Annotated in this window: 14 protein-coding genes; 3 read left to right on the top strand and 11 right to left on the bottom strand. The window is 69.6% G+C overall.

The annotated features are described in order from the left end of the window. The 4 genes from AB4Z01_RS34720 to AB4Z01_RS34705 all read right to left on the bottom strand — a co-directional run. The coding region (locus tag AB4Z01_RS34720; RefSeq protein ID WP_441701206.1) for a hypothetical protein at positions 1–392 on the bottom strand (392 nt) is incomplete at its 3' end. 159 nt (positions 393–551) lie between these two features. Next, entirely contained in the window at positions 552–1262 is a 711-nt protein-coding gene (locus tag AB4Z01_RS34715; protein ID WP_441701204.1) for a type 1 glutamine amidotransferase domain-containing protein, read from the bottom strand. 161 nt (positions 1263–1423) lie between these two features. Further along, positions 1424–2584, bottom strand: a complete 1161-nt coding sequence (gene ampC / locus AB4Z01_RS34710; RefSeq protein WP_441701202.1) for a class C beta-lactamase — start codon at positions 2582–2584, stop codon at positions 1424–1426. 148 nt (positions 2585–2732) lie between these two features. After that, complete coding sequence (locus AB4Z01_RS34705; RefSeq protein WP_441701201.1) at positions 2733–2960, bottom strand: hypothetical protein; 228 nt, start codon at positions 2958–2960, stop codon at positions 2733–2735. A gap of 174 nt (positions 2961–3134) precedes the next feature. Here AB4Z01_RS34705 and AB4Z01_RS34700 point away from each other — a divergent pair, with 174 nt between their 5' ends. Both AB4Z01_RS34700 and AB4Z01_RS34695 read left to right on the top strand, forming a co-directional pair. Then, positions 3135–3605 (top strand): VOC family protein, encoded by a 471-nt coding sequence (locus AB4Z01_RS34700; protein ID WP_441701199.1) that lies wholly within the window; start codon positions 3135–3137, stop codon positions 3603–3605. Between the two features lie 68 nt (positions 3606–3673). Further along, the gene (locus AB4Z01_RS34695) at positions 3674–4123 is read left to right on the top strand and encodes a GFA family protein (RefSeq protein WP_441701197.1); all 450 of its coding nucleotides are present in this window, start codon (positions 3674–3676) and stop codon (positions 4121–4123) included. A gap of 260 nt (positions 4124–4383) precedes the next feature. Here the strand turns inward: AB4Z01_RS34695 and tatC are convergent, their stop codons facing one another. The 5 genes from tatC to AB4Z01_RS34670 all read right to left on the bottom strand — a co-directional run bounded on the left by tatC (position 4384) and on the right by AB4Z01_RS34670 (position 7574). Continuing rightward, positions 4384–5220, bottom strand: a complete 837-nt coding sequence (gene tatC, locus AB4Z01_RS34690) for a twin-arginine translocase subunit TatC (RefSeq protein ID WP_441701195.1) — start codon at positions 5218–5220, stop codon at positions 4384–4386. 3 nt (positions 5221–5223) lie between these two features. Further along, complete coding sequence (tatB, locus tag AB4Z01_RS34685; protein ID WP_441701194.1) at positions 5224–5739, bottom strand: Sec-independent protein translocase protein TatB; 516 nt, start codon at positions 5737–5739, stop codon at positions 5224–5226. Positions 5740–5800: 61 nt separating this feature from the next. Beyond that, on the bottom strand, positions 5801–6052 hold the full coding sequence (gene tatA / locus AB4Z01_RS34680) for a twin-arginine translocase TatA/TatE family subunit (protein ID WP_441701192.1): 252 nt from the start codon (positions 6050–6052) through the stop codon (positions 5801–5803). Between the two features lie 116 nt (positions 6053–6168). Beyond that, positions 6169–6777, bottom strand: coding sequence for an SMC-Scp complex subunit ScpB (scpB, locus tag AB4Z01_RS34675; protein WP_441701190.1), 609 nt, complete (start codon positions 6775–6777; stop codon positions 6169–6171). Further along, the gene (locus AB4Z01_RS34670) at positions 6774–7574 is read right to left on the bottom strand and encodes a segregation and condensation protein A (RefSeq protein ID WP_441701189.1); all 801 of its coding nucleotides are present in this window, start codon (positions 7572–7574) and stop codon (positions 6774–6776) included. Before AB4Z01_RS34670 ends, scpB begins: the two co-directional genes overlap by 4 nt. A gap of 121 nt (positions 7575–7695) precedes the next feature. On the opposite strand from AB4Z01_RS34670, the gene AB4Z01_RS34665 reads away from it, so the two are divergent. Beyond that, positions 7696–8256: a flavin reductase family protein gene (locus AB4Z01_RS34665; RefSeq protein WP_441701187.1), complete on the top strand. Its 561-nt coding sequence runs from the start codon at positions 7696–7698 to the stop codon at positions 8254–8256. A gap of 173 nt (positions 8257–8429) precedes the next feature. Here AB4Z01_RS34665 and nagZ read toward each other — a convergent pair whose 3' ends face one another. Together nagZ and AB4Z01_RS34655 are read right to left on the bottom strand one after the other, a co-directional pair. After that, a complete protein-coding gene (gene nagZ / locus AB4Z01_RS34660; protein WP_441701185.1) occupies positions 8430–9449 on the bottom strand; it encodes a beta-N-acetylhexosaminidase in 1020 nt (339 codons plus the stop codon). A 4-nt stretch (positions 9450–9453) separates the two neighbouring features. Next, positions 9454–10045: SPOR domain-containing protein (locus AB4Z01_RS34655; protein WP_441701184.1), on the bottom strand; the 592-nt coding region annotated here is incomplete at its 5' end.

Genomic DNA, 10045 nt, shown 5'->3' with positions numbered 1-10045 from the left:
GTGTCCAGCTGCGCGTCGAGCATCTCGTCCTCGACCAGCGACTCCCACGCCATCGCCCGCATGCATTCGGCGTCGATTCCGCGCTCGGGCTGCGCCGTCGCCTCGCCGACCATTTGCGCCGCGCGCTCGCGGCGCTGCCGGCGGCGCTGCTCCTCGCCGGAGGCCTTGCGCTCGTCCCGCCGCGTCATGAAGCCGGTGCGGATCCGGTCGGTCAGGGCGACCGTCAGACGCACCGAGCGCGTCAGCCGCGCCTGGATCAGCCCGAAGGCCGGCGGCGGCGCCTTCGGGTCGTGATGCGCCCGCTCCTGCTGCCGCTCGGTCAGCCGCTTGCAGCGCATGTCGATCTCGGCCGCCTCGCGCAGCGTGGTCAGCGCCCAGCCCGTCCAATGCATGTCGGGATCGGTCGGCCGGATCGGTTCGGATTGCGCCTCATTCATAGAACATAGCATGAACGAGAATCGCCCATTAACGCAATAGCACATCGCGGTCACGCCCGTTCCCATGCTCCGCCGGACGCGCAGGGCCAGCCGCCGGCCGGCGGAGCTTCCGAACTAGGCAGCGCTGGAGGCGGGCGCCGACGACCGGGTCCCGGAGAGCAACTTCAGCAGGGCCTGCGCGCCGGCAGTCGAGGACGCCGGGTTCTGCCCGGTGATCAGGCGCCCGTCGGTGATGACGAAGCTCTGCCAATTCGGGGCCTTCTCGAAGAGTCCGCCCAGCCGCCTCAACTCGTCCTCAACGAGGAACGGCACGACATGGGTGAGCTGGACCTCCTCCTCCTCGCTGTTGGCGAAGCCGGTGACGCGCTTGCCTTTCACGATCGGCGCGCCCTGGTACATCACGCGATGCAGCACGCCGGGCGCATGGCAGACAGCCGCCACCGGCTTGCCGGAGTTGTAGAAGGATTCGATCAGGGCGATGGAATCCGGGTCGTCGGCCAGATCCCACATCGGGCCGTGACCGCCCGGATAGAATACCGCGTCAAAGGTGTCGGAGCGCATGTCCCCGAGCTTCGCCGTGTTCGCAAAATCCTTCTGCGCCTGGGGGTCCTGCTTGAACCGTGCCATGGCCGGCGTCTGGTTCTCGGGGAGGTCGCTCTTCGGGTCCACCGGCGGCTGCCCTCCCTTGGGCGAGGCGAGGGTCAGGGCGACGCCGGCGCCGCGGAACACGAAATACGGCGCGGCGCCCTCCTCGAGCCAGAAGCCGGTTTTGCGTCCGGTATCGCCGAGCGTGTCGTGGGACGTAAACACCATCAGGATCTTCATGGTCTTCTCCTCTCCTTTCGGCGGTTGGATGACCTCAATTTCATCGTCAGGGGCGATGCTGTCAGTTGCACGTTGGTATCGGCGAGACCTTTGTATCGGTCGGCGTCAGTGCAGCCCGCAGGGTCGCTGCAGGCGAACCCGATGCGCGCATTGAGCGCTCATCACCCGGCCTCCGCGTCCAGAGCCGCCAGGATCCGGTAGGCGGCCTGCACCCGCGCCGCGATCGGATAGTTGCGGTTCGCCAGGATCACCACGCCGATGCCGCGGGCGGGAACGAAGGCGACATAGGCGCCGAAGCCGTTGGTGGAGCCGGTCTTGTTGATCAGCACCTCGTCCCGCGGCGGCAGCGGCGGGTCCAGCCGGGTGGCGGGGTTGGGCTTCAGGGCCATCTCGGGGGAATTCGCGGCCAGCAGCCGGTCGAGATCGACAGGCCAGTCGACCATTTCCCAGCCCAGGCCCTGGGTCATGTCGCCGATCCGGTAGTAGCCGGCATGGGTCGCGGCGATGGCGCGGCGCAGCGTGTCGTCCAGCCCTGTGCCGTCCATGTTGGCCTCGACGAAGCGGATCATGTCGGCCGCGGTGGTCTTGACGCCATAGGCCTGCGAATCCAGCAGGCCCGGAGTCACCCGGACCGGCTTGCCCGCCTTGGATATGCCCCAGGCATAGCGGCCCATCCGGTCCGGCGGGACCTGGATATAGGTGCTGGCCAGGCCGAGCGCGGGAAAGATCTGCTGCTGCATCAGCTCGTCGAACGGCCGGTTCAGGCTGCGCGCGGCGAGATAGCCGAACAAGCCGATGCTGGGGTTCGAGTACAGCCGCTGGGTGCCGGGGGCGTAGGCCGGGCGCCAGTTGCGGTAGAAGGCGATCATCCGGTCGGGATCGGTGACGTCGTCCGGGAACTGCAGCGGCAGGCCGCCCGCGGTGTAGGTGCCGAGGTCGAGCACGCTGATCCGGTCGAAGCTGCTGCCGGCCAGCTCCGGCAGGTATTTGCTGGCGCTGTCGGAGAGGGACAGGGTTCCCTGCAGCTGCGCCGTGGCGGCGACGGTCGCGGTGAAGGTCTTGCTGATCGAGCCGATCTCGAACAGCGTGTCCTCCGTCACCGTCCCGCCGCCGTCCTTCGCGGCGACGCCATAGTTGAAGAAGGACTGTTGGCCGCGGACCGTGACCGCCACGGCGATGCCCGGAACGTCGTACTCCGCCATCACCGGCCGGATCGCCGCGTCGACGATGCGGGCGAGCGGGCCGTCGGCGGCCTGGGCGCCGGAGGCCAGGGAGGCGAGCAGGCCGAGCGCGAGCAGAAGGCGCGATACCGGGATCGTCAATCCTGTCTCCATGAGTCGGGTGGGGAACGGCGCCGCCGTCCGACCCTGGATAGGCGGAAATGATGGCCTATCCAAACGAGGATTTCTTCACCGAGGCATGAGCTGAGATTGGCCAAATCTCGTTTGGCCAATCCGAGCGAAAGGCTGGTCAGTGCGGCAGCACCACCTTGCGGGCGTGGATGTCGATGACGGAGAATTCGCGGTCGGGGAAGCAGCGCGCCCCGGCCTCCAGCGCCACCCTGGAATCGGCGTAGAAGCACATCACCTTGCCGCGGCGGACGAAGGCGTATTGCGAGGGCGCGGCGGTCGTGGAGTCGGCGAGGAACCGTTCCAGAGCGGCGACATCCGTCTTGCCGACATGCCCGTGCCCGGCCATCTCCGCCCCCAATCCCGCCCGGCGGCATCCTAGGCCCCGACGAGTCTGGAAACCATTGATCGATCGTCCTAGCGACGCGAATTCGCGGGCGATGTCGGGAACGCATGCCCTCGGTCGTCCTTGGGTCAGGAGCAACCCTGCGCAAGGCCGCGCGACCGAGGAAGGAACACCGCGATGAAGGTCACCCAGCATCTCTGGTTCGAGAAGGACATGGAGGCCGCGCTCGGCTTCTACACCGGGCTGATCCCGGGCTCGGCGATCCATTGGATCTCGCCCCTGCCCGCCGACACGCCGAGCGGCCCGGCCGGCAGCGTGCGGCTTGCCGGCTTCACCCTGGGCGACCAGCGCTACCAGGCGATCGAAGCCGGGCCGCTGGATCCGTTCAACCACGCCTTCTCGATCATGGTCACATGCGACACCCAGGCCGAGATCGACCGGCTGTGGGACGCGCTCAAGGAGGGCGGCGGGGTCGAGCAATGCGGCTGGCTGAAGGACCGCTGGGGCCTGTCCTGGCAGATCGTGCCGAAGCAGCTGGGCGAGTTGATGGGCGACCCCGACCAGGCCAAGGTCAAGCGCGTCACCGAGGCGATGCTGCAGATGGTGAAGCTCGACATCGCCGCGCTGGAGGCGGCGGCGAAGGGCTGATCTGGTCCGGCGTCCTCCGCCAATCTAGAACAGGGCAACCAGAACGGGCCAACCACCAGGAGGACGCCATGACCGAACCGACCCTGCCGCAGGAAGGACGCTGCCGCTGTGGCCAGGTGCGCTTTCGCATCACCGCCGCGCCGCTGCTGACCATGGCCTGCCACTGCACCGGCTGCCGGCGCATGACCGGCAGCGCCTTCTCGCTGTCCGCGGCGATCCCGAGCGAGGGCTTCGCCGTGACCCAGGGCGAGCCGGTGATCGGCGGGCTGCACGGCCCGTCGCGGCACTATTTCTGCCCGCATTGCCTGAGCTGGCTGTTCACCCGGCCGGAGGGGCTGGACCATTTCGTCAATATCCGGTCGACCATGCTGGACGACCCGGCCTGGTCGGTGCCGTTCATCGAGACTTTCACCGGCGAAAAGCTGGCCTGGGCGGCGACGCCGGCCGTGCACAGCTACGACACCGTCCCGCCGATGGAGGCCTATGGCCCGCTGGTCGCGGAGTTCGCGGCCCGCTAGAGCGGAATGAATCGAGATCGGGTCCCGCCAGTGCATTCGGAAAGGGACTGGCAGGATGTCGAGCGTCTTCACGTTGCCTCTCCCGCCTGGCGGGAGAGGTCGGGCGTCCGCAGGACGACCGGGTGAGGGCTGGCCCAGGCCTCGACAAAGAGCCCTCACCCGCAGCCGCTTCGCGTCTCCGACCTCTCCCGCAAGCGGGAGAGGCAATAATTCATGGCCTTGGTGCTACAGGTGCCCCGGTCCGACCTAAACTCATCACGCTAGGCCGCGGTGCCGCCGTCGTTGTCGCGGGCATCTTCCGCTTCGGCCTCTGCATCGCGCTTGGCGCGGTCGCGCTCGATCATGCCGCCGATCAGGATCGCGACCTCGTAGAGCAGCAGCATCGGCACGGCGAGCGCGACCTGGCTGATCGCGTCCGGCGGGGTCAGCACGGCGGCGACGACGAAGACGATCACGATGGCATAGCGCCGCTTGCTCTTCAGCGTGGCGACGCTGAGGATGCCGACGCGGACCAGCAGCGTCAGCAGCACCGGCAGCTGGAAGGCGATGCCGAAGGCCAGCAGCAGGCGCATCACCAGGTCGAGATACTCCGACACCTTGGCGTCGAGCTTGATCTCGATGCCGCTGCCGACATCCGGGCCCAGCACCTGGAAGGACAGGAAGAACTTCCAGGCCAGCGGGAACACGAAATAGTACACGAAGGCGGCGCCGATGATGAACATCACCGGGCTGAACAGCAGGAACGGCAGGAAAGCGTTGCGCTCGTTCCTGTACAGGCCGGGCGCGACGAACATCCAGATCTGGCTCGCCACCACCGGGAAGGCCAGGCAGAAGCCGCCCCAGAAGCCGATCTTGATGTAGGTGAAGAAGGTCTCGGTCAGCGCCGTCGAGATCATCGACCTGGCCTGACCGGCTGCGGCCAGCGCGTCCGCCAGCGGCTGCGCCAGGAACAGGTAGATCGCTTCGGAGAAATGGTAGCAGATGAAGAACCCGACCAGGATCGCGACCACGGCATAGATCAGCCGCGTGCGCAGCTCCAGCAGATGCTCCATCAAGGGCATCTGCTTGTCGTCGATCTCCTTGTCGGCGGGCGCCATGGATCAGCTCGCGCGGTCGGTCGGGGTGGGAGCGGCCGCGGGGGCTGCCGCCGGCGCCGCGGGAACAGCGGCTGGCGCGGGCTCGGCGGGGGCGACGACCGGGGCCTCCGGAGGCGGGACCGACGCGGGCTGCGGGCCTTCGACCGGCTGCGGCTCAGGGGCCGCCTGGCCGTTGGTCGCGGCCTTGTCGGGCTCGGCCAGCGGCGTGGCACCGGGCGCCGCCTTGTCGAAGGCCTGCTTGATGTCCTTGACCGGGTCCAGGACCGTGTTGACGTGCTCCGCCACCTGGCTGCGGACGTCGAGCGTCTTGGCCGCATCCGTGACGGTCTTGCGCACCTCTTCCAGCTCGGCCTGGCGCACGATGTCGTCGACATGGCGCTGGAACTCGCCGGTGATGCGGCGGGCATGCCGCGTCCACTTGCCCAGCTGATAGAGGGCACGCGGCAGATCTTTCGGGCCGAGCACGATAAGTGCCACGACCACGATGATCATCAACTCCGACCAGTCGAAACCGAACATCACATTCGTCCATCACGCCCCGCCACCGGGGACGGGGCGCGCTACCGGTTCCCCGAAGGGACTATTGGCGGTCGACGGTCGTCCGGTTCGGACTGCCGGCTTCGGTGCCCGCGGGCGGCGGCACGGCCGGGCGATCATCCGACCCGTCGCTCTTGGGGTCGTCCGACAGCCCGGACTTGAAGTTCTTGATCCCTTTGGCCAGGTCGCCCATCGCCCGCGGCAGCCGGTTCCCGAAAATCAGGAGCACGACCACCAGGACGATCAACCAATGCCAAATACTCAAACCACCCATAAACTTTTCCTCCAGCCCCAAGGCGGCGGGATCATCGCAGAAACCCCCCGCCACCGCAATGCCGGCGGACGGCGCGAAATGGCGCGGAAATCCTGGCCTCCGGCGACGGCGAAAACGGCCCGGCGCGGCCCGTTTCGCTACTCCCTCCCGTCCTCCTCCGGCGGCTCCGGCCCGTCCTCGCCGGACAGGGTGCCGCCGGGCAGGACGGCCATGGCCGGGCGGGTGTCGAGCAGGCCGGAGGCCTTGAGCTCGTCGACGCTCGGCAGGTCCGCGAGGGCGGGGAGGCCGAAATGGTCGAGGAAGCCCTGGGTGGTGACCCAGGTCAGCGGCCGCCCCGGCTGCTGCCGGCGCCGGCCGGGCGCGATCCAGCCGGCCTCCAGCAGCGTGTCGAGCGTGCCCTTGGCCACGGCGACGCCGCGCACCGCCTCGATCTCCGGCCGGGTCACCGGCTGGTGGTAGGCGATGATCGCCAGCGTCTCCAAGGCTGCCCGGGTCAGCCGGCGCACGACATGACCGGCGTCGCGCAGCAGCGGCGCCAGGTCGAGCGCGGTGCGGAAGGCCCAGCCGCCGGCCACCGGCATCAGGGCGACGCCGCGGCCGCGATACTGCTCGACCAGCGTGTCGATCAGCTCCGGCACGTCGGCGCCGTCGGGCAGGCGCTCGGCGATCGCCGCCTCGGTCAGGGGTGCCGGCGAGGCGAACAGCATCGCTTCGACCAGGCGCAGGGCTTGGGTGGGCTCGGTCATTCTTCGTGAGTCTGGGGAATCTGGGCCTTGAGCCAGATCGGGCCGAACGGACCGTCCTGGCGGAGGGCGATCCGGCCGGCCTTGGCCAGCTCGAGCGTGGCGACGAAGGTGGAGGCGAGCGCCGAGCGCCGCACCAAGGGGCTGCCGGTCATCGGCGGCAGGAAGGCGGCCAGGGTGGTCCAGCTCGGGAACCGGCCGAGCATCGCCTCCAGCCGCTCCAGCGCCTGCTCCGGCGAGTACAGCACCGAAGCCTCGATGCGCAGGCTGCCCTCGGCGGCGGCCTTGGCCCGGCAATGCTCGGCATAGGCCTTGAGCAGGTCGTACAGCGACACGGCCCAGACCGAGGTCGGGGTCGCCTCGTCCTCCTCCGCGGCTCCGCGGGCGAACAGGTCGTGGCCGAGCTGCGGCCGCGCCATCAGCGCCTGCCCGACCTCGCGCATCGCGTTCAGCCGGCGCAGCTGGAAGGCCAGCGCCTCGGCCAGCTCGGCGCCGCTCGGCTCGTCGTCGCCCGGCGGCGCCGGCAGCAGCAGGCGCGATTTGAGATAGGCCAGCCAAGCCGCCATCACCAGGTAATGCGCCGCCAGCTCCAGCGACAGCCGCCGCGCATGCTCGACGAAGGCGAGGTACTGATCGGCCAGCGCCAGAATCGAGATCTGGGTCAGGTCGACCTTCTGCTCGCGCGCCTGCTCGAGCAGCAGATCGATCGGCCCTTCATAGGATTCGAATTTGAGAATGAAGGCGGCGTCCTCCCGGTTCGTCACCGGCGGCGCATCGACCTTCGACCAGTCTTCCAGCATGCCGCGAGTTTCGCCGCCCGGACGCGGCGAAGCAACCTCGATCGCGACATCCGGCCGCCCCGGCTTTCCACGGGCCGACGTGATGCCAGCTTGCTGGGAAAGCGTAGCGAAAGACTCGGTGATGGCGAGACCGCGCAAGAAGACCGATTTTCCCGTCCACGAGGTCCGGCGCTACCTGGAGCCCGGGCCGATCGTGCTGGTGTCGTCGCGCTGGCGCGACCGGACCAACATCATGACCCTGGGCTGGCACACGGTGATGGAGTTCTCGCCGTCGCTGGTCGGCTGCATGATCTCCGGCGGCAATCACAGCTTCCGCCTGATCCGCGACAGCGGCGAATGCGTCATCAACCTGCCGACGACGGCCCTGACCGACACGGTAGTCGGGATCGGCAATACCTCCGGCGCGAAGATCGACAAGTTCCAGGAGTTCGGCCTGACCACCGGGGAGGCGCAGGAGGTCGAGGCGCCGCTGATCCGCGAATGCCACGCCAATTTCGAGTGCCGGCTGCACGACGACGCGCTGGTCGACCGCTACAACTTCTTCATCTTCGAGGTGGTGAAGGCGCATGTCGCGCCGGTGCCGAAGCACCCGAAGACGCTGCACTACACCGGCGGCGGGGTGTTCGTGACCGCGGGTGGGGTGGTGGACCGAAAGGCCCTGTTCCGGCCGGGGATGCTTTAGGATCGGCTCTAGAGACGTCCCTCGCTCGTCTGGGAGAGCTTTCCGGAAGCCCAAACACCGGTCATTGCGAGCGCAGCGAAACAATCCAGGGGCCGCACGCTGTGGCCCTGGATTGCTTCGTCGGCTTCGCCTCCTCGCAATGACGGCAAGGGGGGGCGTCGTGAATTGGAGAGTCAGGCTGTCGGCAGGCGGCCGAGCAGTTCCCTCACCCGATCGAGATAGCTCTCCACCGGACGGTCGCTCGCCGGACGGCGCCAGGCTTCCGCGCGGGCCAGCCGGGCCGCGGTCTCGGGGCCGATCGGCGGGACCGCGGCCGCGATCGCCCGCATCTCCGCCAGGTCGCCGTTGCAGTGCAGGGCCAGGTCGCAGCCGGCGGCCAGCGCCCGCGCCGCCCGGTCCGGCAGGGATCCGGACAGCGCGCCCATCGACAGGTCATCGCTGCACAGCACCCCGTCGAAGCCGATGCGACCGCGCACTGCGTCGCGGATCGCAGTGGGCGACTGGGTGACCGGATGGTCGGGGTCGAGCGCGGTGAAGACGAGATGCCCGGTCATGCCCCAGGGCAGACCGGCGAGGTCGCGGAACGGGGCGAAATCGGTGCGCTCCAGCGTGTCGAGATCGGCCTCGACCAGCGGCAGGGCGACATGGCTGTCGACCCGCGACCGGCCATGGCCCGGCAGATGCTTGATCACCGGCAGCGCGCCGCCGTCGAGCAGCCCCTCCGCCACGGTACGGCCGAGCCGGGCGACCATGGCCGGATCGCCGGAGAAGGCGCGGTCGCCGACCACGGTGCGGTCGGCGCCGGGCAGGTCGAGGTCGAGCACCGGGGCGGCCACGATGTCGATGCCGGCGGCACCGGCGGTCAGCGCGATGGCGGTGGCGTTGGCGCGGGCCGCCTCCTCCGCCGCATCTCTATCGAGCGACGCCAGGGCGCCGAAGCGGCCTGCGGCCGGGAAGGCCGGCCAGTGCGGCGGCCGCAGCCGGGCAACGCGCCCGCCCTCCTGGTCGATCATCACCGGGGCCTTGCGGCCGACCGCGTCGCGCAGATCGGCGACCAGCGCTGCAAGCTGGTCCGGGGTCTCGCAGTTGCGGCGGAACAGGATAAAGCCGAGCGGGTCGGCGTCGCGGAAAAACAGCCGCTCCTCGGCCGTCAGGACAGGGCCGGCACAGCCGAACAGGATCGCCTTGGACATCAACTCAGCGGGGAACGACGAGGCAGCCGGTCTTCTCGGTGGCCAGGGCCTCGCACAGCCGCGTCGCCGTCGCCTGGTCGAGCGGCACGGCCTGGACGCGGTAGCCGAGCCGGGTCGCGGCCGAGACCTGCGGCACGGCGAGCTGCAGCGCGCCGAACAGCTCCGGGAAGCGGCGCTGGAACCGGGCCCATTCGGCCTGCGCCTCCTGCGGCGAGGTCACGGCCGCGATCTGGGCCGCGAAGCGGCCGGCCGGCACGGCGGTGATCGTCGGCAGGGATGGCGCCGGCATGGCCGGGACCGCGGCGACCTGCACCGGCGCATGGGCGTCCGGGTCGATCCAGCCACCGGCGGCGGCCGGGTTGGCCAGCAGCGCCGCGATCGGATCGTCCGGCTGGAGGGCCGTCTGGGGCGCGGAGGCGATCGGCTCGGCCGGAGCGTCCGGCGCCAGCGCGGCGGTCTGGACCGGGGCCGGATCGGCAATGGGTGCAGGGTCCGCGGCGGCCGGTGCTGCGGCAACCGGCTCAGGAGCCGGCGAGGCGGCCGCGGCGGGTTCGGGCGGCGGGGCGGCCTGGGCGGGGCGCGCGAGCAGGATCTCC

Origin of the sequence: Inquilinus sp. YAF38 (assembly GCF_052113205.1) — a bacterium.
Taxonomy (GTDB): Bacteria; Pseudomonadota; Alphaproteobacteria; order DSM-16000; family Inquilinaceae; genus Inquilinus.
This window is presented reverse-complemented; position numbering and strand designations above follow the sequence as displayed.

Bases quoted from the DNA above. Each gene is read 5' to 3' on its own strand.
- AB4Z01_RS34715 (WP_441701204.1), bottom strand. From the start codon at position 1,262: ATGAAGATCCTGATGGTGTTTACGTCCCACGACACGCTCGGCGATACC.
- AB4Z01_RS34705 (WP_441701201.1), bottom strand. From the start codon at position 2,960: ATGGCCGGGCACGGGCATGTCGGCAAGACGGATGTCGCCGCTCTGGAA.
- AB4Z01_RS34700 (WP_441701199.1), top strand. From the start codon at position 3,135: ATGAAGGTCACCCAGCATCTCTGGTTCGAGAAGGACATGGAGGCCGCG.
- AB4Z01_RS34695 (WP_441701197.1), top strand. From the start codon at position 3,674: ATGACCGAACCGACCCTGCCGCAGGAAGGACGCTGCCGCTGTGGCCAG.
- tatC (WP_441701195.1), bottom strand. From the start codon at position 5,220: ATGGCGCCCGCCGACAAGGAGATCGACGACAAGCAGATGCCCTTGATG.
- tatB (WP_441701194.1), bottom strand. From the start codon at position 5,739: ATGTTCGGTTTCGACTGGTCGGAGTTGATGATCATCGTGGTCGTGGCA.
- scpB (WP_441701190.1), bottom strand. From the start codon at position 6,777: ATGACCGAGCCCACCCAAGCCCTGCGCCTGGTCGAAGCGATGCTGTTC.
- AB4Z01_RS34670 (WP_441701189.1), bottom strand. From the start codon at position 7,574: ATGCTGGAAGACTGGTCGAAGGTCGATGCGCCGCCGGTGACGAACCGG.
- AB4Z01_RS34665 (WP_441701187.1), top strand. From the start codon at position 7,696: ATGGCGAGACCGCGCAAGAAGACCGATTTTCCCGTCCACGAGGTCCGG.
- nagZ (WP_441701185.1), bottom strand. From the start codon at position 9,449: ATGTCCAAGGCGATCCTGTTCGGCTGTGCCGGCCCTGTCCTGACGGCC.